This window comes from Streptomyces sp. NPDC006743 (genome assembly GCF_040703815.1).
GTDB lineage: Bacteria > Actinomycetota > Actinomycetes > Streptomycetales > Streptomycetaceae > Streptomyces.
On record NZ_JBEYJA010000074.1, the window covers coordinates 1 to 25,283 of the forward strand.

Here is a 25,283-nt window from a genome sequence, read left to right on the forward strand (position 1 = left end):
CCGTCCGCGTCCTCCAGACAGAAACCCGACTTCGCGTTCACCAGATACCCGTTCGCCGCGTCCACCGACCACTGCTGCTCCTTCGAACCGTCGCAGTAGTCCAGGACCACGCGGGTGCCGTTGCCGGTGCCGCCGTTCTCGGTCGTCATGCACTTTCCCTGGTTCCACAGGGACTTGTCCGCACCGAGGGCCCACTGCTGGGAGGCGGTGTCGTCGCAGGAACGCAGGACGACCTGCACTCCGGCGGCGGGTCCCGCGGCCAGGCCGACGCACTTGGAGCCGAGACCGGTGATGTGGCCGATCGGGCCGTCCGGCTGGGGGGCCGGGGTGTGGGCGGTCCCGCCGATGGTCATGGCGAACACATGGCCCTGGGGCGCCCCGGTCTTCGGGTCGTCCGACGTGGGCAGGATGACGGCCTGGACCGTCTTGCCCGGTGCCAGGGGCACGGTGGTGGCGAAGAGGTTGACCTTCTGGTCGTGCCTGCCGTCGCTGCCGTTGAGGTAGGGGAAGCTGCTGAGCAGGTCGCTGCCCTGGGCGACGTTGGTGCTGTCCCACCAGTCGGAGAAGCTGAGACCGTACTGCTGCGTGGTGCCGTCGGTGTAGACGATGGTGCCGACGCCCTGGAGCGGGCCGCTGGTGCCGCTGCCGACGAAGCCGAGTTCGCTGCCCGAACCGGACAGGGCGACCGCCTGGCCCCGGGTGTCGATGGCGTCGGGGCCGCCCGCCGGGACGTCCGGCCACTGGTAGGTCAGTCCGTCATGGGTGAAGGGTCTGCCGGGCGCGAGGCCCTCGGCGGCCAGGGCCTGGGCGGAGAAGCTGAAGCCGCCGCCGTCGTACTTGCCCGGCCCGGGGTCGCCGTCGTCGGTGACACCGACGTTGGTGTAGGCGGCCTTCTGGTTCGGGAACGGGATCCGGAGGGTGGCGTCGGCCGAGTAGGTGCCGGCGGTGTGGGTGGCGGTCGCGGTGAGCGGGACGTTGCCCGGTGCGGCGCCCGAAGGAGCGGTGACGCGCCAGGTCGTCGTCACGGAAGTGCCGGCGGCGACGCTGGGGAAGGTGGCCGGTGTGGTCGCCTGCACGGTCCAGCCGGAGGGGGCCGGCAGGGTCACCGTGACGCCGGTGAGCGCGGAGCCGGTGCCGTTGGTCAGGGTGGTGGTCGCCGTCGTCGTCTGGCCGGGCTGGGTCAGCGCGGCCGTCTTGAGGGCGAGGGCGTCCTTGACCACGATCACCGTGGAGCCGGTGACGCCGCCCACGGTGGCACTGATGGTGGCGACGCCGTCGGACGCGGCGGTGAGCAGCCCCGAGGAGCTGACCGTGGCCACGGTGGGGTCGCTGCTGGAGTACTGGACGGCCGCCTTGGACAGGTCCGTGAAGGACTGGTCGTTGTTGACCGCCTCGACGATGTGATCGGCGGTGATCGAGGTGTCCCGCTGCTCCCTGGCGGGGTCGGTGTCGTCCTTGATCCAGGGGTTCTTGCCGGTCAGGTCGAGGGTGTCGCCCGCGTGGAAGACGACCTGGCCGGGCTGGACGGTGACGGTGCGCACCTTCGGGGTGAGGGTGCCGGTGATGTTCACCGTGGCGGTGCTCTGCACGGTCGCGGAGTCGGAGGCGACGCGCAGCGCCCAGGCGCCGGGGTACACGGTGTGCCGGGAGGTCGCGGGGTTCCAGACGCTGAGGTCGGACGCGGCGACCGGCAGGGTGACGTGGGTCTTCTCGCCCGGGGCGAGGACGCCGGTGTTCTGGAAGCCGACGAGCCGCTGCCTGGGCATCGTCACCCCGGGGACGGTGAAGGAGTTGGCGGCGTAGAGCTGCGCGACCGTGGCTCCGGGGGTGTCGCCCGTGTTGGTGACGTCGAAGGAGACGTTCACCGTGCCGTCGGCGGTGAGGGAGGTCTTGTCCACCTGGGCCGCCGAGTAGGCGAAGCCGGTGTAGCTGAGCCCGTAGCCGAAGGGGTAGGTGGGGGTGCCGGTGAAGTACTGGTAGGTCTGGCCCTTGCCGTCGCTCTGGGCCGGGGTGAGACCGTAGTCGTTCTTCCCGGCGAGCTGGGAGTCGTCCTTGTACCAGGTGAACGTCAGGTGGCCCTGCGGGTTCTGCTTGCCGAAGAGGACGTCGGCGAGCGCGGTGCCCTGGCTTTGGCCGTTGTAGCTGCTGAAGAGGATGGCGGCGGCCTTGGACTGGCGGGCGGCGATGTCCACCGCGCCGACGGCCTGGAGGTCCAGGACGGTGTTCGGGTTGCCGAGGGCGGCGACCTGGTCGATCAGGGCGTTCTGGTTGCCGGGCAGCGCGAGGCTCGTGCGGTCCTTGCCCTCGGACGCGGTGTCCTGGTCGGTGCCGGCCACGACGACGACCAGGTCGGCGGCCTTGACGGCGGCCTGGGTGGCGGTGCTGAGCGTCACCGGGCCGGTGCCGGTGGTGCTGCTGCCGGCCGCGTCGTAGAGGACGGACGCGGCCGGGTTGGCGGCCTTGAGGGCGTCGGTGATGCCCTGCCGCATCGAGATCTGCTGGTCGGGGGCGTTGCCGTAGCTGCCGAGGCTGACCGTGTCGGCGAGCTTGCCGAGGACGACCACCTTGTTCACGGCGGCGGCCTTCAGCGGCAGCAGCGGGCGGCCGGTCGCCGCGAGGGTGCTGTTCTTGAGGAGCACCATGGAGGCGTCGGCGGCCTTGGCGGCCAGCGCCTTGTGGCCGGCGCTCTGGATGACGGACTTGTCGATGGAGGTGTACGGCACGCTGTCCGGCGGGTCGAACTCACCGGTCCGCATCCGGACGGTGAACACCTTCACCAGCGCGGTGTCGATGACGCCCTCGGAGAGCAGGCCCGCGCGGACGGCCTCCATGACGTTGGCGGTGGTCATCTCCTCGCCGCTGCAGTTGAGGTCGTTGCCGGACCGCAGGGCCATGGCCTGGCCGCCCGCGGGGGCCCGGACCTCGTCGCCGGTCCTCCCGTCGATCCACAGCGGGTTGCCGCGGGAGCCGTTGGTGGTGAAGGGCGCGGGCGCCCAGTCGTGGCCCTCGCCGGGCAGCTTGTAGGTGGTGCCGACACCGCCGCAGTCGGAGGTGGTGAGGCCGCCGAACCCGTAGGTGCGCTGGGCGAGTTCGTTGTTGGTGTACGTGTCGGCGACCGCCGGGGTGCCGTTGATCGCGTTGTAGGAGGTCATCAGTCCGGCGACGTGCGCCTCGCCGATCAGGCTCGCGAACTGCTTGGTGTAGTAGTCCCGCAGCTGCGTGTCGTTGACGTCGGAGCTGATGCCGGTGCGGCCGTCCTCGACGTTGTTGAGCGCGTAGTGCTTGGCGGTGGCGGCGGCCTTCAGGTAGCCGTTGAGGGAGGTGCCGTCGCTCCTCTGGCCCTGGAAGCCGTCGACGAACTGGCCGCCCAGCTTCGCCTGAAGGTAGGGGTCCTCGCCGTACGACTCGTCGTGCCGGCCCCACAGCGGGTCGCGGTCGTTGTTGACGGTCGGCGCGAAGTAGGTGAGGGAGCCGTAGTTGTCGGCCGAGGAGCCGAGGTTGTTCTTGCCGGTGCCGAACAGCGACTTGTCCAGGAAGCCGCGTGCCTCGTCGGAGATGGCGGAGCCCTCCTGGTACTGGAGTTCCGGGTCCCAGGCCATGGAGGTGGCGAGGCTGGTGGGGAAGCCGGTGGCCTTGACCGGCCAGGAGCCGCCGCTGCCGACGTTCTTGCCGTTGCCGAGGGCCTGGATGCCGTGCAGGGCCTCGTTCCAGTAGGTGTACCCCTGGACGCCGAGGCTCGGGATGGCGGGCGCGTCGTTGGTGATGAGCTGGCGGATCTTCTGGTCCAGCGTCATCCGGGAGACGAGGTCGGCCGCCCGTTCCTGGAAGGAGCGGCTGGTGTCCTGGTAGAGGGGGGCGGACCGTGCGGCGCCGTCGGTGACGGCCGGCCGGGCGAGGGGGGCGGCCGTGGCGCCGGGTGCTGCCAGGGCGAGGGCGACGACGGCCGAGGCGAGCGCCCCGGTGCGTCTGCCGCGGCGTCTTGGGTGACGTCTTGGACGTTGCATGTGTCTCTCTCCGGATGTGCGGTGACCGATCGGCCACCGTGCACCCTGTCACATGTGATCCACTTCAGGAGCACGTTTCCGAGTCACATGTCGACAAGGTTTCGGCTACGGACACGTGTGGGTCGGGAAACCTCGATCGGGTGAACCTCGCGGGGCCGGGCTCCGTTGTGTCGTGCTGCCCCGACGAGGAGACGCCGCGCCGCCGGGGCCCACGCGCCGGCGCACGGGCCGCGGGCCGGTGTCACCGCGCGTGGCGGGACCGGCGGCCCGGTGAGGTCCGGGCGCGCGGCATGATGGGACGGCCCGTACCCGTGCCGGGGGCGGGCCGCATCTACGTCCGGAGGGAAGAACATGCCTGTTGCACCGGTCGGCGGGGGCACCGAGGCCCCCGTCACCCTCCTGCTCGTCGAGGACGACGACGTGATCCGCCGGTCCGTCGCCCTCGCCCTGGAGCGCTACGGCTACCGGGTGGCCCCGGCCGCGGACGGCCTGAGCGGGCTGGAGCTGTTCCGCGAGGGCGGCCACGACCTGCTGCTGCTGGACGTGATGCTGCCCGGCCTGGACGGGATCGGGCTGTGCCGCCGGGTCCGTGAGACCAGTACGGCGCCGATCCTGATGATGTCCGCGCGCGGTGACGCGCTGGACGTCGTCTCCGGCCTGGAGGCGGGCGCCGACGACTACGTCGTCAAGCCCGTGGACACCTCCGTGCTGGTGGCGCGGATCCGGTCGCTGCTGCGGCGCGCGGCGTTCACGTCCGCGGGAGCGGACGCTACGGGGGCGGCGGCTGCTCCCGCGGACGGCACCCGGCTGGTCTTCGGCGACCTGACCCTCGACACCGCCGGTCTCGACGTCTTCCGGGCCGGGGAGCCGGTCGCCCTGGCCCCCACCGAGCTGCGGCTGCTGCTGGAGTTCGCCGCCAGCCCCAGCGTGGTCCTCGACCGGCAGACACTGCTGCGCAACGTGTGGGACTACGGCTGGGACGGGGACACCCGCGTCGTCGACCTGTGCGTGCAGCGGCTGCGCAGGAAGATCGGCGCCGAACGGATCGAGACGGTCCGCGGGTTCGGCTACAAGCTGCGACGGAGCTGACGTGGACGGTGTGCGCGCACTCCTCAACTGGCGTTCGCTGCGCTGGCGGATCGCCCTGCTGGTGGCGGTGGCCTGCTGCGCGGTCGCCCTGACCATCGGGGTCCTGGTCCACGGCAGCACCCGCGACCGGTCGCTGAACGAGGGCTCGGTCAAGGCGCAGAACGCGCTGTCCCTCGCCCTGGAGCACTACGAACGCGACGGCGCCCCGGGTGCCGAGGACGCGGTGGGCGCCGACGCCCTGCCCGGCGAACTGCTGCGGCGGCTGCGCGCCGGGCAGCCGGACGAGCCGCTGGCCACCTGGTACGACCCCGACCCGGTCAGGCCCAGGATGTGGGCGGCGCGGGAGTACCGGGGACAGCCCTACGCGGTGAACGTCGACATGACCCTCGACCTGCTCTCCCGCAACGCGCTGGACCGGCACATGTGGAAGTACTCGCTGCTCGCGCTGGCCGTGGTCGTCCCGCTGTCGGCGCTCGCCGCCGAGCTGCCGCACCGCAGGCTGCGCCGGGTCGCGCGGACGGCGCGCCTGATCTCGGCCGGCGACCTGGAGGCGCGCACCGCTGCCACGGGCGGCGGGCGCGGGCGGGGTGACGAGATCACGGAGATCTCCGCCACCGTGGACGCGATGGCGGACAGTCTGCGTGACCGGCTGCGGACCGAGCAGCGCTTCACCGCCGACGTCGCCCATGAGCTGCGTACGCCCCTGATGGGCCTGGTCACCGCGAGCGGGCTGCTGCCCGACGGGGAGGCGACCGAGCTGGTCAGGGACCGAGTGGGGGTGCTGCGGACGCTGGTCGAGGAGTTGCTGGAGATCTCCCGGCTCGACGCGGGGGCCGAGCGGGCCGAGCTGCGGCCGGTGCCGCTGGCCGAGGTGGTGGCGGACTCGCTGGCCCGGACAGGTCTGGCGGCGCGGTTCACGGCGAGCGAGGTGGCACCGGTCGAGACGGATCCGCGGCGCCTGGACCGGATCGTGGCCAACCTGGTCGTCAACGCGCACCGGCACGGCCGGGCGCCCGTCGAGGTCGGGGTCGCGGGGACCACGGTGACGGTCCGCGACCACGGGGACGGATTCCCCGCGGAGCTGCTGGCGCACGGGCCGCAGCGGTTCCGCACGGGGGCCGCCGAACGCGGCCGGGGGCACGGGCTCGGGCTGACCATCGCGCTGGGGCAGGCGCAGGTCATCGGGGCGTCGCTGGACTTCGCCGACGCCCCCGGGGGCGGGGCCCTGGCCACGCTGCGGCTGCCCGCCGCCCGCACCTGACCCGGCGCCCGCCACTGGCGCCCGCCCCGGGCCCGTCGGCCTCACCGGCGCCCGCCACTGGCGCGTCGGCCTCGCCGGCCTTGCTGTCTCCGCCTGAACCGCGCACCTCGCCCGGCCCACCTTCCGTGACCCACCGCCCTCCGTGACCCGCCGCGCGCCGGGTGCGGGCGGGCGTTGATACACAGCGGATACAGGGGCGAGCGCCGGCGGACACACGGCGTCGCCCTGCTGGAGAACCTCGCCCCGCAAGGTGGCTGACGTGCGTGAACGTCACGTACGGCCCCTTGGAGGTGCGTTCCCATGTGCCCGGTCCCCCCTTCCGGCGAGCCCGACGTACGCCCGGACGCGGCGCTCCCTTCCGCCGGACCGGAACTGCCGTCCCGGCTGCGGCGTCCGGCGCGAGGTCGTCTGGGCGCGGCCTGCGCGGCGGGGTGCACGGCGCTGGCCGCGCTGGTGGTGCTCGCTGTCGTCAGCCGTGGGGGCGAGGGGATCCGGGACACCGCCGCGGCCGGACCGGCCCGGGTGCGGCCGTCGCTGCCGTGGCCCGCCGAGGGTCAGGCGAGTGTGTCCGTCGAGGGGTTCGGCACCCGGGGCGACCTCGGCTCGCGGGGCGGGCGGAAAGCAGTACCGCTCGCCAGTGTCACCAAGGTGATGACCGCCTACGTCGTGCTCCGCGGCCATCCGCTCGCCGAGCACGGGCCCGGCCCGGACATCACGGTCGACCAGCAGGCCGCCGACGAGTCGGTGTCCGGGACCGAGTCGACCGCGCGGGTCGACTCGGGGCGGCGGCTGAGCGAACGCAAGCTGCTGGAGCTGATGCTGATCCCCTCCGGCAACAACATCGCCCGGCTGCTGGCCCGCTGGGACGCGGGGACCGAGGAGGCGTTCGTCGCGAAGATGAACCGGGCCGCCCGGGAGCTGGGCATGCGGAGCACGGCGTACGTCGACGCCAGTGGTATCGGACCGGCCAACGCGAGTACGGCCGCCGACCAGTTGAGGCTGGCCCGGCAGGTCATGAAGGACCCGGCGTTCCGGTCGGTCGTCGCCATGCCGTCCACGACCGTGCCCGGGATCCCCGGCGAGATCCGGAACACCAACTCACTGCTCGGCGAGAACGGCGTGATCGGCCTGAAGACGGGCTCCAGCACCCCGGCGGGCGGGAACCTGATGTGGGCGGCGAAGGCGCCCGACCGGGACGGACACGAACGGGTGGTGCTGGGCGTGGTCCTGCACCAGCGGGCCGGCTCCAGCCCGCAGCAGGGCCTGGAGGCCGCCGTGGAGACGAGCCGTTCGCTGGTCGAGGGCGTACGCGCCTGGGTGTCGGTCAACGCCCCGGGAAAGCGGTGAGACGCGCCGTGACGGTCCCGGTGAGCGCGTCGCGGTCGCCGTGCGCAGCGGACACCACGGACGCTTCCGGTGCCTCCCAGGACCCGGGCGGGCCGGACGCCCCGGGTTCCGCGGAGGTCTCCCGCAGGTGGCGCCGGGGCCGGATCGCCTCGGCCGCCGCCCTGCCTGCCGTCCTGCTGATGGCGGGCCACGGCCTGGTGCCGGACCGGCCCGGACACCTCGGCAGCCTCGTCGAGAGTTTCCTGCCCTGGACCGCGCTCGTCGTGCCGGTGCTGCTGCTGTGCGCGCTGCTGCGCCGGTCGGCGACCGCGGTGGTGGCCGCCGCGGTGGCCGCCGCCGTGTGGTGCTCGCTGTTCGGCGGGTGTCTGGTCGACAGGGGGGCCGCCGGCGGCGACCTGACCGTCGTGACGCACAACGTCGACGAGCACAACCGGGATCCGGCGGGCACCGCCCGGGCCCTGGCCGCCTCGGGCGCCGACATGGTGGCGCTGGAGGAACTGGGCGAGGCGACCACGACGTACCGCGAGGTCCTGGCGGCCCGCTACCGGTACGCGGTGGTGCGCGGCACGGTCGGGCTGTGGAGCCGATATCCGCTCACCGACGGCGGCCCGGTCGACATCGCGCCGTGGCCGCGCGCGCTGCGGGCCACCGTGCGCACCCCGAAGGGGCCGGTCGCCGTGTTCGTGGCCCATCTGCTGTCGGTGCGCCTCACCCCGGCCTCGGGTTTCGCTACCGGTGCCCGCGACGCGTCGGCGCTGCGGCTGGCCGGTGCGCTGCGCGCCGAACCGCTGTCACGTGTCGTCGTGGTGGGTGACTTCAACGGCACCACCGACGACCGGGCGCTGGCGCCCGTCACCTCCGGGCTGCGGTCGGCGCAGGCCGAGGCGGGGGCCGGGTTCGGCTTCAGCTGGCCGGCCGCGTTCCCGGTGGCCCGCATCGACCAGATACTGGTCCGCGGCGTCACTCCCCGGTCGGCCTGGTCCCTGCCGGCCACCGGCAGCGACCATCTGCCGGTGGCGGCGTCACTGCGGTTGTGACGCCCTCCCCTCCAGCGCGGCCTTTATCTGCCGCAGGGTGCTCCTGTAGACGGTGCGCCGGGCCAGGCGCCGCAGTTCCTCGGCGGCGTCCGGTCCGGCGAGGCGGGCGAGCGCGTACACGGCGCCGCCCGCCACCTTGGGGCTGCGCGGGCCGTGGTGGGGCACCACGCGCAGCGCGGTGTCGACCAGGGCGCCCAGCGCGGCGGCCGTCTCCTCGCACGGTTCGGTGCGGGCGAGGAGCCAGGCGATGCCGCGCAGGGCGTTGGCGTTGAACGGGTCGAACAGCTCGTTGACCGGCGCCTCGTGGAAGTCCTGGCGCAGGGTCAGGGTGCGCGGGCGGCCGGCCAGGGCCAGCCAGGACAGGGCGCGGGTCCGGAAGGCCTCGGGGCCTGCCTCGTCGAGGAGCGCGCCGCCCTTCTTCTCCCATGTCGCCGTGGGCCTGGCCGTCCTGGCCGTGGCCGCGTGGGCGAGCAGGTCCCGCCAGACGGGACGCAGCGCCAGGACGTCGGCCATGGCGGTCTCGGCCCACTGCTCGCCGACGTCGAGCACGGGCTCGGTCATCCGGGCGGCCAGTTCCCCGAGCCCGGAGTACTTGTCCTGCGCCCCCCGCCGGAAGGCGGCGACGACGGCGGGCGGCAGCGGGCGGCCCGCGTCGAGTTCGGCCTCGGCGAAGCTCACGCTCTCCCCCAGCGGCCGCCAGCGCTCCCCGGTGCCGGCGAGCGCCTCGCGCCGTTCGGCGACCAGCGTCTCGGGCAGGTCGCGGGAGAGGACGAGGGAGAGGTACAGCAGCGCGTGCCGCAGACCCCGGTCGGCCGGTCCGAGCCGGGCGGGTATGGCCGCCACCAGCGGTTCCCGCACCGCGGCGGGCCGCCCGGCGAGCTGCTCGACGACCTCCCCCCAGACCATGCCGAGGAAGCCCCGGCTGGCCTCGCAGGCGGCCACGGCCACGTCGAGCACGGCCTCGGGATCCCCGGCCGCCAGGGCCAGGTCGACACGCTCGCAGTACCTCAGTCCGTTCATGTTTCTCCATCCGCGTATCACATGTGTGTATGGCCGGCTTCGGGCCGGCCGACCGCTCCGACCATACAGACGACGTGTGACACCGCGGGTGTGTCAGCCCCGGTAGGTCTCGAGGAGCCGCAGCCACACCTCGCTGATGGTCGGGAACGGCGGGACCGCGTGCCACAGCCGGTCGACCGTGACCTCGCTGGTGACGGCGATCGTCGCGGAGTGCACCAGTTCCCCCACACCCGGTCCGGCGAAGGTGGCGCCGACGACCGTACGGCGCTCGGGGTCGATGAGGACGCGGGCCCTGCCGCGGTAGTCCGGGCGGTGCTGCACGGCGCCGGCGAGCAGGCCGATGTCGTAGTCGACGACGTCGACCCGGCGGCCGGTGCGTTCGGCCTCCTCGGTGGTCAGGCCCACCGCGGCGATCTCCGGCTCGGTGAACACCACCTGCGGTACGGCTTCCAGGTCGGCGGTGGCGGTGTGGCGGCCCCAGCGCGCGGTGTCGAGGGGTTCGCCCTGCGCCCGCGCCGCGATGACGGCGCCGGCGATCCGGGCCTGGTACTTGCCCTGGTGGGTGAGCAGGGCGCGGCGGTTGACGTCGCCCACGGCGTAGAGCCAGTCGCCGGGGACGCCGGTGGCGGTGAACGAGTCGTCGGTGGTGATCCACCCGCCGGGGGCCAGGCCGACCGTGTCCAGGCCGATGTCCTCGGTGCGCGGCGCGCGGCCGGTGGCGAGCAGCAGTTCGTCGGCGACGAGCGTGCTGCCGTCGGAGAGGGTGAGACGGACCTCGCCGTCCGGGCCGTCGGCGCGGGTCGCGGAGGTGAGGGTGGTGGAGAACCGCAGCTCGGCGCCCGCCTCGCGCAGGCTCTCGGCGACCATCTCGCCGGCGAAGGGTTCCATGCGGGTCAGCAGTCCCGCCTCGCGTGCGATCAGGGTGACCTGGGATCCGAGGGCCTGGTAGGCGGTGGCCATCTCGACGGCGACGACGCCCGCGCCGACGATGGCGAGCCGGTCCGGGACGCGCGGGGAGCTGGTGGCCTCGCGGCTGCCCCAGGGGCGCAGCGCGTCCAGGCCGGGCAGCGGCGGGAAGGCGGCGCGGGTGCCGGTGCAGACGGCCACCGCGTGCACGGCGCGCAGGTGCAGCACCTCCCCGTCGGGGGTGTGCACGGTCACCTGCCGGGGCCCGTCCAGCCGGCCGTGGCCGCGGACCAGCTCGATACCGGCGCCCTTGAGCCAGTCGACCTGGCCCTCGTCGTTCCAGTCGCCGGACATGCGGTCGCGGTGCGCGAGGACGGCCGTGGTGTCCAACGGGCCCGCGACGGCCGGGTTCAGGCCCGGGACCTTCGCCGCGTCGGCGCGCAGCAGGGCGGGGCGCAGCAGGGCCTTGCTGGGTTCGCAGGCCCAGTACGAGCACTCGCCGCCGACGAGTTCGCTCTCCACGATGACGGTGCTCAGGCCTGCGGCGGTGGTGCGGTCGGCGACGTTCTCGCCGACCGGTCCGGCGCCGATCACGACGACGTCGTAGGTGCGGGTGTTCTCGGTCGTCACTGGTTCTCCGGTGGTGTGTTGCCGGGTGTACGGGGTTGGGGAACCGCACGGCGAGGGCGGGCCCTGGGGCGGGACGGCCCGAGGGGGCGGCCAGGGAGGCGGGCCGCCCCCTCGGGGGCTGGGTGGCGGGGTCAGCGGCCGGGGGCGCGCTCGGTGACCTCCTGGAGGAACCACTGGTTGCCGTCCGGGTCCTCGAACGAGGCGAACGAACCGTAGCTGGCCCGCTCGGGGTGCAGTCCGGGCACGCGGTCGGCGTCGCCGGGGTGGTGGAAGATGCCGGTGACGTCCTGGAACGGCTCGCTGACCTCGACGCCGCGTCCCGCCAGCTCCTTGCGGGCCGCCTCGATGTCGGTGACGACGAGGTGCAGGCCGTGCAGGGTGCCCGGCTGCGCCTGGCTGAGGCCGTCACCGAAGATGACCGAGCAGCCGGAGCCCGGCGGGGTGACCTGGACGACCCGGTAGCCGTCCTGGACGGGGAAGTCCGCGTCGAGCCGGAAGCCCATCCGCTCCGTGTAGAACTGCTTGGCGCGGTCGACGTCCGACACGGGCAGGACGACGACTTCCAGCTTCATGTCCATGGTGGTGTTCTCTCTTCGTTGCGTTGTCTGAGGCATGTGTTTGCTTGAGGCAGGTCTTGCTTGAAGCAGGTGGTCGCTTGAAGCAGGCGATCGCTGGAGCCGGCTGGTCGGTCCGGCCGGCTGGCCGGCCGGCCGCGGCTGACCAGCCGGCGGGTGCCGGGAGGCTCGTCAGCGGGTGGTGGCGCGGGCCGCCTTCTCGATCACGCCCGCGACGAGGTGCGGGTGGGAGACCGCGACCGAGTGGGAGGCGGCGACGGTGGTGGTGTGGGCGTGGGCCCGCTCGGCCATGAACCGCTGTGCGGCGGGCGGGATGTTGAGGTCCTCGGTGGTGATGATGTCCCAGCTGGGGATGGTCTTCCAGGCGGCGGTGGTGGCCTTCTCCTCCAGGGCGGCCTGCGCGATGGGACGCTGGGTGGCGGCGGCGAGGGCGGCCTGGTCGCGGGGGACGTCGGCCGCGAACTGGTGGCGGAACTTGTCCTGCTGGATGTAGAGGTCGGTGCCGGTGGTGCCGTCGGTGTTCTTGAACGGAACCGGGTCCAGGGCGTCGGGGAGGGTGGAGCCGGGGTACTTGTTGGTGAGTTCCAGGGCGCTCTCGCCGGGAGCGGGCAGGAAGGCGGCGACGTAGACGAGGGCCTTGACGTCGCGGTCGCCGGCGGCGGCCTGGCTGATGACGGAGCCGCCGTAGGAGTGGCCGACGAGGATCTTGGGGCCCTTGATGTGGTCGAGGAGGCTGCGCAGCGAGGCGGCGTCGGTGCTGGGGCCGCGCAGGGGGTTGGCGGCGGCGACGACGGGATAGCCGTCGGCGCGGAGCTTGCCGATCACACCGTTCCAGCTGGAGGCGTCGGCGAAGGCGCCGTGTTCCAGGACGACGGTCGGCTTGGGCTGCCGGCCGGCGTCGGTCCGCTCGGGCGCGCCGTTGGCGGTGACCGCGAACGTACCGACCGCGACACCCGCCGTGACCATGGCCGCGACACCCGTCACGAACCGCCGACCGCGCAGACCCTTGATGCTGATCACGAGTGATCACCTTTCAGATGAATGTCGAACTGTGCTGACTGTGCTGATGAAGAACGCTTCTCGAGTCCGCCACCGGGGCGAACCTTCTGGCCGGTGACCCGCACGAGAGGCTCGGTGTTCCCTCACTGTGGGGCCACGTCCGGGACCGCCGCATCCGTCACATGACGGTCGGACACGGCTACGTACACCCGCCCGTCCACCCGGGCGGCGGCCGCACACCTAAGCCATTCGACTCTCAGGTGCGCAGACGTCCGCCCGTCCCGCCGGCGGCACGGCGACCAATTCGTTACCTGGGCCACCGGCACTTTCCGGGGCTCCGTTCCGTGTGAAGTAGTGATCGTCGATCACGAAAGGACAGATCTTGAGGAGACTCCTTACCGCTTCCGCCGGGCGGCGCTCCCTGACGGCGGGTGCCGCCCTGCTCGCCGCCGTCTCGGCCCTGGCGTCGGCCGGCACCGCGTCGGCCAGTGCCTCCGACGGCGCCCGGCACGAGGCCCGGCACCGCGTCGACTACGTGGCCCTCGGCGACTCGTACGCCTCCGCGCCGCTCGTGCCGGCCCAGGTCGACAGCACGTGTCTGCGCTCCGACCAGAACTACGCCTCCCTGGTGGCGCGTTCCTCGCGGGCGGTGCTGACGGACGTCACGTGCTCGGGTGCGACCACCGCGGACATGACCGCCCCGCAGGGCTCGGTGCCCCCGCAGTTCGACGCCCTCGACCGGGGGACCGACCTGGTCACCCTCACCGTCGGCGGCAACGACATCGGCTTCTCGACCGTGCTGGGCACGTGCGCGAAGCTGTCGGCCTCCGACCCCGCGGGCGCCCCGTGCCGGTCGTACCTCACCGGCCAGGGCACCGACCAGGTCTCGGACGCCGTCGCCCGGACCGCGCCGAAGATCGCGGACGTGCTGCGCGGCATCCACCGCCGGGCCCCGCACGCCCGGGTCGTGGTCGTCGGTTACCCCGACCTCTTCCCGGACGACGGTGTCGGCTGCACCAGCGCCAAGGTCCCGCTCGCCGCCGGCGACTTCTCCTATCTCCGGGACAAGGAGAAGGAGTTGAACGGCATGCTGGCCCGGCAGGCGCGGCGCGGCGGCGCGGAGTACGTGAACACGTACGCCCCGACCGTCGGCCATGATCTGTGCCGGCCCACCGGTGAGCGCTGGATCGAGACGTTCGCGCCGGAGACGCCGGCCGCTCCGGTGCACCCGAACGCGGCGGGCGAACGTGCGATGGCGGGTGCCGTCGGACGGGTGCTGGCCCGCCACTGGTGGCACAGGTGACGGTCGCGTCGCACTGCGGTGCGCCCGCCGTACCGTCGTGAGGGGCAGGGGGCCCGGCACCGCGCCGGGCCCCCGTCCCGTCTGCCCGCCCCCACGGCTCAGAGCAGACGGGAGCCGTGCGGGTGCTCTCCCCGGTCGGGGGAACCGTGGAGACCTCCCGCGCCCTGCCTCCCCGGATCGGAGGGGCAGGAGCCTTCATCTGGTAAACGCACGGTGGTGGGTCGCGGGTTCACGCGGGCGCCGCGGTTTTTCCGGGACGCGTCAGGCGGCGGCGGTGGCGGTGATGGTGACGGGGATGTTGCCGCGGGTGGCCTTGGAGTAGGGGCAGATCTGGTGGGCGGCGTCGGCGAGTTCCTGTGCGGTGTGCTGGTCGACGCCGCCGAGGACGGGGCTGAGGACGGCGGAGAGGGTGAACTCGCCGTCGTCGCCGTGGGTGAGGGTGACCTCGGCGGTGATGGCGGTGCTGGTGAGCCTGACGTGGCGGATGGCGGCGGCGCGGCGCAGGGCGCCGAGGAAGCAGGCGGCCCAGCCGGCGGCGAAGAGCTGTTCGGGGTTGGTGGCGTCGCCGGCGCCGCCGAGTTCCTTCGGGATGGCCAGCGTGTGCTCCAGCAGGCCGTCGGCGGAGCGGGCGGTGCCGCCGTTGCGGCCTTCGCCGGTGACGTCGACGCGGGCGGTGTAGGTGACGGCCATGACGGTTCTCCCTGTACGTGGTTCACGAGTGGTGCGTTGGGTGTGCTGGTCGGGCCTCCTTCCCCGGTGACCCTTCGACTTCGGTGTCACCCGTTCAGGCGGTGACTCAATCATGGCAGGAGCTTCCGTCACCCGTCAAGCCAGTGACGAAGGCGGGTGACGGGGAGTCGGTGGGTGCGCCGCACAACCGGAACTCGAGGTTCAGCGGAGAAACACACATTCACCGTCGATCGACTGAGGACGTGTGCCGGTCGGTCACGGCACAATCGAGGACGTCAGGGCCCGGGACCACCCGGCTCACCGGGGACGTACGGGCTCGACGGCGTGCACCGCAGCGGCTGTCACCCCCGCGTTCCGGCACGGCCCGTCCCTTGGAGAGAAACATGAAAGCTGTAGGTGTCACCTGCTTCGGCGGCCCCGAGGTCATCGACGTCTTCGACGCCCCCGAGCCGCACGCGGGCCCGGGACAGGTGCGGGTCAGGGTGCACGCCGCGACCGTCAACCCCGGCGACCGGTTCCTGCGCGGCGGCTTCACCGGCGCCTGTGCCCTCCGGCCGCCCTACGTGCTCGGCGCGGAGGCCGCCGGGGTCGTCGACGAGATCGGTCCGGGAACACGTACCGGTCTGCGCGTCGGGGACCGGGTGATGGCGGTGGCCGTGCCCACCAGCGCGACCGGCGGTGCCTGCGCCCAGTACGTCGCGCTGCCCGCGCGGCAGGTCGCCCTCGCTCCCGCGGGCACCAGTCACGCCGAGGCGGCGACCCTGCCGATGAACGGGCTCACCGCCCGGCTCGCCCTGGACCTGGCCGGTCTCGCGCCGGGCCGGACGGTCGCGGTCACCGGCAGCGCCGGGGCCGTGGGCGGCTACGCGGTCCAGCTGGCCCGGGCGGACGGGCTCACGGTCGTCGCCGTCGCCTCACCGGACGACGAGGAACTCGTGCGCTCGCTGGGCGCGCACAGGGTGGTGCCGCGCGCGGGCGACATCGGCCGGAACATCCTGCGGGCGGTGCCCAGCGGCGTGGACGGGCTCGTGGACACGGTCGGCGCCGGAGCGAGCGCCTCCCTGGCCGTACGGGAGGGCGGCACGCTCTCCAGCACCGTGGGAGTGGGATCCACCGAGGAACTGCGGCTGCGCGCCATCCGCAACCGCACGGCGGTGCTCACCGCGTACCTCGGCGACGTGGAGCGGCTGGAGCGGTTGCGGATCCAGGTCGAACAGGGCCGGCTCACGCTGCGGGTGGCCCGCATCCTGCCCGCCGAGGAAGCCGTCGCCGCCCATCGTCTCCTGGAGCGCGGCGGGATCCGCGGCCGGCTGGTGCTGGAGTTCTGACCGCCCCGGCCCGCGGCTGAAGAGGGCGCACCGGGGCCGGACGGGCGTGCGGCGCCGATGTCCGGCTGCCGGAAGGGTCCTCCTAAGCTGTGCCGCCATGGGCCTGGATCTGACCGTGTTCGCAGCGGACTGGGAACGGCTGCGCGCCTTTCCCGCCGAGCACCGGACCGGCGCGCTGGAGGATGCGGTCTGGCCGCCGGACGTACCGTTCGAGGAAGAGGCGGCGCGGTACGGTCTGCCCGGCGGCTGGCTGTGGCCTCCGGACACGGAGCGGCCGTGGTGCGCCGAGTACCGATTCTTCGGCACCACCGGTTCCTACCGGCCGCACAGCCGCGCGGGAGACGGGTGGGCCGACATGCGGGTGCTCGCCGACGCGTCCTTGCGCGGGGCGATGGACACCTTCCTCGACGGTCTGATCTGGGACGCGGCCCCGGCCGCCGACGCCGTGACGGCGGACGCGGGAGGGCTCTTCCCGGCCACCGCCGGACCCGGGCCGGCCCGGCGCTCCCGCGTGCTTCTCGTCTGCCCGCCGGCGGCCGCGCCCGGCAAGGCCCTGGCCTGGGAACGGGTGGAGCCCCGCCTGGAGGAGCTGCGCGGGCCGTTCACCGCCGAGTGCACGGGCTGGGCGGGGCGTCCGGACACCTTCGAGGAGTTCACCGGCCTCCTGCGCGAATGGGCCGAGGTGGTCCGGGAGACCGCCCGCCGCGGCTGGGGGCTGGTGGGTCTGTCCTGATCCTCCTGCCCGCGGGACCCCGGGAGGCTGACGGCACGTCAAGGGCTTATCGGGCGATTGCGCCCCCGCACGCCGCGTGGACGCCGCCCCCGTGCCCGGGACGGGGACGGCGTTGGTACCGTCCACCCCGTTGAAGGGTGAACTGCAACGACCTCACGTTGCACATCCAGCACAGACCAGGGGTGGAATTTGAGCGCGGACCATCGCAGAGGCCGCAAGAAGAAGAGACTGCTCGTCTACGCCGCGGCCTCGGCCGTCGCCGTGGCCGCCACGGCCGGCACACTGGCCGTGGCCTCCCCCGGGCTCACCGGCACGGACGGCTCCCGGGCCGCCCGTCCCGGCGCCCGGCTGCAGGCCGAGTTCGAGAAGGCGGCGAAGGAGTTCGACGTCCCGCTGAGCGTCCTGATGGCGGTCTCGTACCGGCAGACGCTCTGGGAGGACCACGACGGGCTGCCGAGCACCACCGGCGCGTACAACGTCATGGGGCTCACGGACGTCGATCCCGGCAGCCTTGAGGACGACGCCGCGTCGCGCGCGCGGCAGCTCGACCGCATGAACCGCAGCGGCGACCCGGCCGTGGAGAAGCACTTCGACGCGACGAAGGCGCTCAAGGGCGCGGGCAAGCGGGCCGTCGACACGAGCGACCCCCGGCTGCACACGCTGGACGAGGCGGCCGGACTCATCGGCGTCCCGGCGCAGCAGGTGCGCGGCGACGCCCGGCAGAGCATCCGGGCGGGTGCCGCCCTGCTCGCCGAGTACCAGAAGGACGCGGCCGGTTCGCTGCCGAAGGACCCGGGTGCCTGGTACCCGGCCGTGGCCCGGGCCAGCCAGGCGACCGACACCAAGGGCGCGCAGCTCTTCGCGAACCGCGTCTACGACTCGATCCGCACCGGTGAGCAGCGCGTCACCGCGGACGGCGAGTACGTGACGCTCGCGGCCGATCCGGCGGTGCGGCCCGCGCAGCAGGCGGACCTCAAGCTCGCCAAGGCGACGGTCGCCACCGTCACCGCCGCGGCGACCGCGGACTGCCCGTCGACCCTGAAGTGTGACTTCAAGCCGGCCGCGTACCAGCAGAACAGCGGCCCGGACGACTGGGGCAACTACAACATCGCCAACCGGCCCGTGGCCGGCGGTGAGATCAACTCCATCGTCATCCACGACACCGAGGGCAGCTACGACGCCTCGCTGAACGTCTTCCAGAACCCGGCGTCCTACGCCAGCACCAACTACATCGTCCGTGCCTCGGACGGCCAGGTCACCCAGGTCGTCGAGAACAAGAACGAGGCGTGGCACGCTGGCAACAAGAGTGTCAACATGCACTCGATCGGGGTCGAGCACGAGGGCTACGCGATCAAGAAGGGCAGCTGGTACACCGAGCCGGAGTACGAGTCCTCCGCGACCCTCGTGAAGTACCTGGCCGCCAAGTACGGCATCCCGCTGGACCGTGAGCACATCATCGGTCACGACGAGGTGCCGGGCGTCCTGGACACCAATGTGAAGTCGCAGCACTGGGACCCGGGCCCGTTCTGGGACTGGAACCACTACATGCAGCTGCTGGGCGCCCCGACCGGCGCGAGCGGTGCGGGCGGCCTGTACAAGGCCGGCCAGGTGATCCGGGTCGTGCCGCCGTTCACCACGGCGAACCAGCCGGCGCTCACCTACGGCGGCTCGGCCGTCGACAAGCAGCCCGCGAACTTCGGCTACCTGTACACCCAGCCGTCCACCAGCTCGCCGGCCCTGTCCGACCCGTACCTGGGCAGCCAGACCGCCACCGAGGCCCCGAACTGGGCCAACAAGGTGGTGGCCGGCGGCGAGTACGTCGTCGCGGAGGCGCAGCGGGACTGGACCGCGATCTGGTACGGCGGCCAGAAGGCCTGGTTCTACAACCAGGGCGGCCAGTTCGCCACCGCGGTCGGCACGCCGGACACGGTCGTGCCGAAGGCGGGCAGCACGTCGGTCCCCGTGTACGGGCGCACGTACCCGAAGGACACGGACTACGCCGGCACCGGCGTCTCGGCCCAGAACCAGAACAGCGCCTCGCTGACCAAGTACAGCATCCCGGCGGGCCAGGAGTACGTGCTGGCCGGCGCGGCCGTGAAGGGCTCGTACTACAACAGCGGTCTGATCGACGGCTCCGGCACCGGGTCGCGCGTGATGGTCGTGGGCAGCAACACCTTCTACCCGATCCGCTACAACCACCGGCTCGCCTGGGTGCGCGCCGAGGACGTGGACCTGGTCAAGGGGACGGCGCCGGACCCGGCCACCGACCGCAACAACATCCTCGGCCGCGACGCCTCGGGTGTGCTGTGGCAGTACCAGGGCAGCGGCAGCGCCTCCGGGCCGTTCCTGCTGCGCTACCGCGTGGGCGGCGGCTGGGACACGTACGACATGATGACGCCGCTGACGGCGCTGCGCGCGGACGGCACCGGTGACATGGTCGCCCGCGACAAGAGCGGTGTGCTCTGGTACTACAAGGGCAGCGGCAAGCCGTCGGCGCCCTTCCTGGCGCGCACCAAGGTCGGTTCGGGCTGGAACACCTACAACAACCTGACCGGCGCCGGTGACCTCACCGGTGACGGGAAGCCGGACCTGATCGGCCGCGACAGCTCGGGCGTGCTGTGGCTGTACCAGGGCACCGGCACCTCCGCGCCGTTCGCCGCGCGGACCCGGATCGGACCCGGCTGGAACACGTACAACAACCTGACCGCCGTCGGTGACGTGACCGGTGACGGCAAGGCCGACCTGATCGCCCGGGACGGCTCGGGCGTGCTGTGGCTCTACCAGGGCACCGGCAACGCCGCCGCCCCCTACGCCACCAAGACCCGCGTCGGCCCCGGCTGGAACACGTACAACGTGCTGGTCGGGCCGGGTGACCTGGACAAGGACGGCAGGCCCGACCTCGTCGCCCGCGACAGCTCGGGCGGGCTCTGGTTCTACAAGGGCCAGGCCAGCTCCACCGCGCCGTTCGCCACCAAGTCCAGCGTGGGCGGCGGCTGGAACACCTACAACACCATCCTCTGACGTCCGCCGCCGCGCCGGCTGAACGCGGCGCGGCGACACGTCGGACCGTCCGCCCGCGGCGCCGCGGCCGTCCCGTACTCCGGGGCGTGCCGTGGCGCCGCGGGCGGACGCATGTCGTCCCGCGGCCCGGCCGCTCCCCCGGCTGCCCGGCCACGCCGCTCGGTGTCCCGGTCACGGCTCCGGCGGCCGGGACGCGGACGACCGGCCGGGCGCGGACGACGGGACGGGAGGCGGGCGACCGGCCGGGGGGCGGACCCGGCCACTACGGTGGCCCCATGACCGACAACAGCTTCTGGGACAGTGCTCCGGACGAACCGGTGGCGCGGCACGGGGAGTTCCGTCTGACCGTCGTCCACTCCCCCCACCCCGGACCCGAGGGGCCGCTCGCCGCCCATGACCCGGTGCGCGCCCGTGAGTTCGCCGCCGCGTTCGGCACGGTCGACGCCGTCCTCGGCGATCTCGGCACCGTCCCGGCCACCGACGCGATCCCACTGGGGACGCGCAGCGACCTCGATCTCGTCCGGGTCGGCTGCTGGGGAGGCGTGACCGAGATCCGCGACGCGGCGCTCGCGAACATCGCCGGCACGTTCCCCGTGGACGAGCAGGCGGACGCGCTCGCCCGGCGCCTGCCCGGCGCGGTCGTCGTCGCCTCCGTGGTCGTCGACCACAACTCCCCTTACGAGGCGTGGAAGTTCGTCCACCCCAGCGGCGTGAACGTCTTCGCGGCGGGCTGGGGCGGCGAGGCGGACTGGACCGTCCTCGGAGACCCGGCCGAGGTCGTCACGGCCTTCGGGATCGACCCCGCGCGCCTGGCCGAGCGGGGCGTCGACCCCGCCGACGAGCCCGGCACCCTGGACTGGTCCGGCCTGGCGCGGCTGGCGCTCGCCCGCGTCGCCCCGCTCGACCGGCGCGGCCTCGCGGCGTCCGTCTTCCGGGTCCGGCACACCGAGGAGGCCACCGGCGACATGGAGGAGACCTGGCTCCAGGACCTGTCCTAGAGCCTCTCGTTCGGATCCTGCCGGGCTCGCGCGGCCCGGCAGGATCCGCACCGGAGACCGTGGTCGTGAGGTTCCCGTGATGGTCCGGGGAAAATGTCGTATTGACGGGAACATGCTCGGCAGGCCGCCGGGCGGCACCGGCCCGGCACCCCTACAGTGAGGCCTCCAGCGGCGTGTTCAGACCACGGAACCGGAGCCCCCTCACGCGCCGCGCACCACCAACTCTCCTGAAGAGCACGGGGGTTCCCAGGGGGAGACACCACATGAACCGGACAGCCGGGGCACCTCACGTGCCCCGCACCTGGCTGCGCGCCACGCTCGCCGTCGCGGCCGCGACCGCCGTCACCTGCGGCGGTCTGCCGGGCTTCGAAGGCGCGGCGTACGCGGCGAAGCGGCCCAACGTGAAGACGCAGCGGTGCGACGAGAAGTGGCTCGGCCGCGCCTACCCGACCACGCCGCCGAACTCGGGGCCGCCCGACACGCTGCCGTACGAGGCCTGGCCGAACGACGAGAACTACACCTACGACAACCCGGCCAAGGCGTACGACGGCCTGCCCGCGCCGACGGAGGCCCAGCGCAAGAAGGCGGGCACCAACTACCGTGCCTGGCAGCGCAAGTACGAGAAGAGCGGCGACCCGGGCGACCGGGCCATGGAGATCTACGCCCGATACAACAAGCAGTACAACGCGTCGACGGGCTACAAGGACTTCCAGCGGTTCCTGGACGTGCGCTACGTCGGGGCCCACGGCAACCCGGCCCGGGGCGACGCCTTCGAGGCCCGGATGGTCAAGAAGTACAACATGGTCGGCCCGGACTGGTGGTGCCAGGACGTCCTGGAGTACAGCGACCCGGAGACCGGGGAGAAGCGCTACCGCGTGGTCGACGCCCGCAACCGGCCGCGTGACCACAACGTGGAGATGAAGTCGAACGGAGAGGTCAGGAAGGACCAGATCGACGCCGACCGGCAACTCGCCAAGGAGCGGCCGAAGTCGACGTACCGGTACCTGACCGGCGCGCGCACCGAGAAGTCCACGAAGGACGCCATCAAGCAGTTCGACGACGACCTGAAGAGGCAGCGCGGCACCAACCGTACCCAGGCGGGCGTCTACGAGCGCCGCTCGAACGCCATCGAGCGGGCCGGCAAGCCGACCGTCTACACCAGGTACGACAAGCGCTTCAACGCCGACCCGCTCAAGTCCGGCATGCGCGGGCCGCTGTTCGACCAGGCGCTGCGCTCGGGCAGGACCCCGCAGGAGGCGTACAGCATCCAGCGCGGCTACCGGCAGAGCAACAGCGGCGGCTACTTCGGCCGGGGCCCCGGCGGTATCGACTTCTCCACCCTGGAGATGAACTTCGTCGGCAAGCCCGTCAAGGGCCAGGGGCTGCGCTACTCCCTGAAGGCAGGCTACGCGGCCGACCCCGACAACAAGCCCGGCTGGGGCGGCGAGGCCAAGCTCACGCTCGCCTCCGACTCGTTCTTCACGTGGCTGGCGCTGACCCCGGACAAGTTCTGGGTCAACCTCAACCCGGTGCGCCCGGACCTGATCCTGGACAAGGACTTCGCCAGGACCGACGCCGGCCGGGTGCTGCTGGAGGCGGACCTCACCCTCAAGCACGACTACGCCGACGCGATGAACCCGGACAAGTCCCAGCGGGGCGAACGCTTCTGGCAGGCACTGCCGCGCACGGCGAGCGGCCAGCCGTGCCTGCCGATCATCCGGCAGTGGATCACCCCGAAGACCGCGCAGGTGCGCGAGCAGGACGGCGGTATCTACATCCTGGACGCCCCGCTCAAGGTCAACATGGAGGTGCCCACCGGCCCGGACGTGCCTCCCAGCGCGTGCCACGTCGGCGAGGCGGAGACGAAGCGGGCCGAGGCGCTCGTCAGGTCGATGATCCAGCCCGAGCTGGAGCGGCGCGTCAACGAGGACGCCGCCTATGCCGACCTGCGCCGCGTGTACTCCTCCCGGGTCGCCGCCGAGTACGTCCGCCGCCAGGACGCGGTCTCCCCCACCGACTACCACGGGATCATCGACAGCAACGACGTGAAGCGGTGGCCGCTGCGGGGCGAGAACAGGAACTGGGACAAGAAGACCGTCTACGACAAGTACCTGTACTCGTTCCAGCACGGTGACTACAAGTTCGAACGCACCTATGACGGCAAGGTGTGGATCCTGTCGGTGGGCGGTGTCGACTTCTCCAAGGCGCCCCGCCGCAACATGAGCCGCACCGAGTTCACCACCCGGCACCCCGGCCTGGACGCCACCACCAGGACGTCGCAGCAGGCCGAGGTGACCTACCGGGACAGCGACGAGGTCTACCTGGGCGGCACCACCGACGAGAACGTCCCCCCGCCCGCCCCGTCCCCGACGCCGACGCCCACCCACGAGCCGGCCCCGTCCCCCACGCACAGCGGTGGCGCCCCGGCCCCGGCCCCGCACCCCACCCGCACACCGGGCGGCGGCACCGGCACCCCGCCCGCGGACCACACACCGGACGGCGGCCTGGCCCACACCGGCTCCGACACCCCCGTCGGGCTGATCGCCGGCGTCGCCGCGGCCCTCGCCGTGGCGGGCGCGGCGCTGGTGTGGTGGATGCGCCGCCGCAGGAGCAGCGCCGGGTGAGACCGGCCCGGCTCCCCCGGTGACCGGCACGGCAGCCGCTCAGGTGAACCTGGGCGGCTGCCGTTTCCGTTACCGGTGTGCGGGGTCCTTGTCCGGCCGTCTGCCACCCCACCCGGCGGCGCGGGATCGTCTCCCCGCTCCTGGCCAGACGACTCGTGCGGCGCCGAACCGGTGCCGGTGCGGTGGCCGCCCGCGCCCCGAAAGGACACCCATGAAGTCCCCGCACCCGTCGCCCCCTCCGGACCGTGAGGTCCCCCGGGGCGTCCCCGTGGCCGCGCCGCCCAACGCGCCGGCACCGGATCCCGCGTCGAGCCGTACCTCCGGCCCGCCCTCCGGGTCCGGGGCGGACCTGCGGACGGCGCGGCCGGGCAGTGGCGGCGGCCTTCCCAGGCGCCGCAAGGGCGCCCTCGCGGACAGGTTCGGGAGCGGGCCCGGGGGCGGTGGCGTGCCGCCCGCCGGGGACGGCGCCGGTGCCCCGGAGCGCGAGGGCACGGAGCCGGGTCAGGGAGGAGAGCGGGTCACCGTGCCCCGGCTGGCGCAGTTCTCGTCCCTGGGGTCCGCGGCCCGGGGCACCGCCTCCTTCGGCGGCACCGGGGCGGCGGGGGCCGGCCGGGACGGCACCGGCGGCGCGCCGCGCGAACACGGCGGGGCGGGCGCGACCGGGTCCGGGGCGACGCCGGGTACGGCGGGCACGAGCCGGGGGGCGTTGCCGCGTTCGCCGGCCGGTGGCAGGCGCCGGGTGCTGCTGATCGGCGCCGCCGTCGCCGGTGTGGTCCTGGTCACCGGTGCGGTGGTCGGTCTGAGCGGGTCGGACGGTGACGCCTCCGCGCGTTCGGCGCGGGGCACGGTGTACGGCTCGGGCAACCGCCCGGACGTCGAGGACCTCCTGCCGGACCCGGAGGTGAGCACCTCCGGATCCGCGGCTCCCGGCGGGCCGTCCAAGGGCACGGCGTCCGCCTCGCCGGGGACGGTGAGGAAGGACGCGTCGCCTGGGGCGGACGGCACCGGCACGGCGGAGCAGGGCGCCGGCGCCGGCCAGGCGCCCGCCGGTGCGGCGACCGGGTCCGGCCCGTCCGGTGCGGCCGCCGCCTCCCCTGCCGGTGGTGCGGGCACCGGGCCGGGAAGCGGCTCCGGGGCCGCGTCGGGCGTGCGCGTCCGCAGTCACGCGGCCGCCGGCCGCTGCATCGACGTGGTCGGCGGCCGGGGCAAGGACGGTTCGCCGCTGGAGATCCGGGACTGCTCGTACGCGGCCTCGCAGAAGTGGACCTTCGCCCCGGACGGGACGGTGCGGGCGATGGGCCTGTGCATGGACGCCGCCGGGGCGCGGACCTCCGACGGTACGACGGTCCAGCTCGCGAACTGCAACGGCGGCCCCGCCCAGCAGTTCCGGCTGAACGTCCGGCACGACCTGGTCAGCGAACTCGCCGGCAAGTGCGTGGACATCCGGGACAACCAGACCGCCGACGGCAGCCGCCTCCAGCTGTGGAGCTGCGCCGGTACCCCCAACCAGAAGTGGTCCAGCGCCTGACGGCGGGTGCCGCCCCGGACGCCTTCCCCCGGCGGCGGGTGTCCGCCGCCGGGGGTTTGCGCCGCCGGCGATCTCCGTCGTCGGCGGCGGTCGCGGCTAGTACTCCAGCAGCGTTTCGCTATCTGGCCTGGTCAGAGGCGTCGTCTGGAGTGTAGTCGGCTGGTGTTGTGTCAGGGGTGGTCTTGCTGGA

General features: G+C 73.2%; 17 protein-coding genes. 11 read left to right on the plus strand and 6 right to left on the minus strand.

Going from position 1 to position 25,283, the window contains the following annotated elements; all coding sequences use genetic code 11:
• Positions 1 to 4,004: glycoside hydrolase family 3 C-terminal domain-containing protein (locus ABZ719_RS34400; protein WP_366729091.1), on the minus strand; the 4,004-nt coding region annotated here is incomplete at its 3' end.
• A gap of 351 nt (positions 4,005 to 4,355) precedes the next feature.
• On the opposite strand from ABZ719_RS34400, the gene cseB reads away from it, so the two are divergent.
• The 4 genes from cseB to ABZ719_RS34420 all read left to right on the plus strand — a co-directional run bounded on the left by cseB (position 4,356) and on the right by ABZ719_RS34420 (position 8,738).
• On the plus strand, positions 4,356 to 5,093 hold the full coding sequence (gene cseB, locus ABZ719_RS34405) for a two-component system response regulator CseB (RefSeq protein WP_366729092.1): 738 nt from the start codon (positions 4,356 to 4,358) through the stop codon (positions 5,091 to 5,093).
• Between the two features lies 1 nt (position 5,094).
• Positions 5,095 to 6,354 (plus strand): HAMP domain-containing sensor histidine kinase, encoded by a 1,260-nt coding sequence (locus ABZ719_RS34410; protein WP_366729093.1) that lies wholly within the window; start codon positions 5,095 to 5,097, stop codon positions 6,352 to 6,354.
• A gap of 300 nt (positions 6,355 to 6,654) precedes the next feature.
• The gene (locus tag ABZ719_RS34415) at positions 6,655 to 7,701 is read left to right on the plus strand and encodes a serine hydrolase (RefSeq protein WP_366729094.1); all 1,047 of its coding nucleotides are present in this window, start codon (positions 6,655 to 6,657) and stop codon (positions 7,699 to 7,701) included.
• Positions 7,702 to 7,880: 179 nt separating this feature from the next.
• Positions 7,881 to 8,738 (plus strand): endonuclease/exonuclease/phosphatase family protein, encoded by an 858-nt coding sequence (locus tag ABZ719_RS34420; protein ID WP_366729106.1) that lies wholly within the window; start codon positions 7,881 to 7,883, stop codon positions 8,736 to 8,738.
• On the opposite strand, the gene ABZ719_RS34425 is transcribed toward ABZ719_RS34420, so the two are convergent.
• The 4 genes from ABZ719_RS34425 to ABZ719_RS34440 form a co-directional block, all read right to left on the minus strand.
• Entirely contained in the window at positions 8,724 to 9,758 is a 1,035-nt protein-coding gene (locus tag ABZ719_RS34425) for a hypothetical protein (protein ID WP_366729095.1), read from the minus strand. The genes ABZ719_RS34420 and ABZ719_RS34425 overlap by 15 nt on opposite strands.
• A gap of 93 nt (positions 9,759 to 9,851) precedes the next feature.
• On the minus strand, positions 9,852 to 11,294 hold the full coding sequence (locus tag ABZ719_RS34430; protein WP_366729096.1) for an NAD(P)/FAD-dependent oxidoreductase: 1,443 nt from the start codon (positions 11,292 to 11,294) through the stop codon (positions 9,852 to 9,854).
• Positions 11,295 to 11,425: 131 nt separating this feature from the next.
• A complete protein-coding gene (locus tag ABZ719_RS34435) occupies positions 11,426 to 11,872 on the minus strand; it encodes a VOC family protein (RefSeq protein WP_366729107.1) in 447 nt (148 codons plus the stop codon).
• A 168-nt stretch (positions 11,873 to 12,040) separates the two neighbouring features.
• Positions 12,041 to 12,889, minus strand: a complete 849-nt coding sequence (locus tag ABZ719_RS34440) for an alpha/beta hydrolase (protein WP_366729097.1) — start codon at positions 12,887 to 12,889, stop codon at positions 12,041 to 12,043.
• A 361-nt stretch (positions 12,890 to 13,250) separates the two neighbouring features.
• On the opposite strand from ABZ719_RS34440, the gene ABZ719_RS34445 reads away from it, so the two are divergent.
• Positions 13,251 to 14,171 carry an SGNH/GDSL hydrolase family protein gene (locus tag ABZ719_RS34445; protein ID WP_366729098.1) on the plus strand — a complete coding sequence of 307 codons (921 nt, stop codon included), beginning with the start codon at positions 13,251 to 13,253 and terminating at the stop codon, positions 14,169 to 14,171.
• Between the two features lie 261 nt (positions 14,172 to 14,432).
• Here the strand turns inward: ABZ719_RS34445 and ABZ719_RS34450 are convergent, their stop codons facing one another.
• Entirely contained in the window at positions 14,433 to 14,861 is a 429-nt protein-coding gene (locus ABZ719_RS34450) for an organic hydroperoxide resistance protein (RefSeq protein WP_366729099.1), read from the minus strand.
• A 383-nt stretch (positions 14,862 to 15,244) separates the two neighbouring features.
• Here ABZ719_RS34450 and ABZ719_RS34455 point away from each other — a divergent pair, with 383 nt between their 5' ends.
• The 6 genes from ABZ719_RS34455 (at position 15,245) to ABZ719_RS34480 (ending at position 25,093) form a co-directional block, all read left to right on the plus strand.
• Positions 15,245 to 16,189, plus strand: a complete 945-nt coding sequence (locus ABZ719_RS34455; RefSeq protein WP_366729100.1) for an NADP-dependent oxidoreductase — start codon at positions 15,245 to 15,247, stop codon at positions 16,187 to 16,189.
• Between the two features lie 97 nt (positions 16,190 to 16,286).
• Positions 16,287 to 16,922, plus strand: a complete 636-nt coding sequence (locus tag ABZ719_RS34460; protein WP_366729101.1) for a hypothetical protein — start codon at positions 16,287 to 16,289, stop codon at positions 16,920 to 16,922.
• A gap of 189 nt (positions 16,923 to 17,111) precedes the next feature.
• A complete protein-coding gene (locus ABZ719_RS34465; RefSeq protein ID WP_366729102.1) occupies positions 17,112 to 19,943 on the plus strand; it encodes an N-acetylmuramoyl-L-alanine amidase in 2,832 nt (943 codons plus the stop codon).
• A gap of 275 nt (positions 19,944 to 20,218) precedes the next feature.
• The gene (locus tag ABZ719_RS34470; RefSeq protein ID WP_366729103.1) at positions 20,219 to 20,941 is read left to right on the plus strand and encodes a DUF6333 family protein; all 723 of its coding nucleotides are present in this window, start codon (positions 20,219 to 20,221) and stop codon (positions 20,939 to 20,941) included.
• A gap of 263 nt (positions 20,942 to 21,204) precedes the next feature.
• Positions 21,205 to 23,565 (plus strand): hypothetical protein, encoded by a 2,361-nt coding sequence (locus tag ABZ719_RS34475; protein WP_366729104.1) that lies wholly within the window; start codon positions 21,205 to 21,207, stop codon positions 23,563 to 23,565.
• A gap of 523 nt (positions 23,566 to 24,088) precedes the next feature.
• Positions 24,089 to 25,093, plus strand: a complete 1,005-nt coding sequence (locus ABZ719_RS34480; protein ID WP_366729105.1) for an RICIN domain-containing protein — start codon at positions 24,089 to 24,091, stop codon at positions 25,091 to 25,093.
• Positions 25,094 to 25,283 lie beyond the last annotated feature (190 nt).

Coding starts and splice junctions, on each gene's coding strand:
- ABZ719_RS34420 (WP_366729106.1), top strand. CDS start 7,881: ATGGCGGGCCACGGCCTGGTGCCGGACCGGCCCGGACACCTCGGCAGC.
- ABZ719_RS34425 (WP_366729095.1), bottom strand. CDS start 9,758: ATGAACGGACTGAGGTACTGCGAGCGTGTCGACCTGGCCCTGGCGGCC.
- ABZ719_RS34455 (WP_366729100.1), top strand. CDS start 15,245: ATGAAAGCTGTAGGTGTCACCTGCTTCGGCGGCCCCGAGGTCATCGAC.
- ABZ719_RS34415 (WP_366729094.1), top strand. CDS start 6,655: ATGTGCCCGGTCCCCCCTTCCGGCGAGCCCGACGTACGCCCGGACGCG.
- ABZ719_RS34460 (WP_366729101.1), top strand. CDS start 16,287: ATGGGCCTGGATCTGACCGTGTTCGCAGCGGACTGGGAACGGCTGCGC.
- ABZ719_RS34475 (WP_366729104.1), top strand. CDS start 21,205: ATGAACCGGACAGCCGGGGCACCTCACGTGCCCCGCACCTGGCTGCGC.
- ABZ719_RS34450 (WP_366729099.1), bottom strand. CDS start 14,861: ATGGCCGTCACCTACACCGCCCGCGTCGACGTCACCGGCGAAGGCCGC.
- ABZ719_RS34435 (WP_366729107.1), bottom strand. CDS start 11,872: ATGGACATGAAGCTGGAAGTCGTCGTCCTGCCCGTGTCGGACGTCGAC.
- cseB (WP_366729092.1), top strand. CDS start 4,356: ATGCCTGTTGCACCGGTCGGCGGGGGCACCGAGGCCCCCGTCACCCTC.
- ABZ719_RS34470 (WP_366729103.1), top strand. CDS start 20,219: ATGACCGACAACAGCTTCTGGGACAGTGCTCCGGACGAACCGGTGGCG.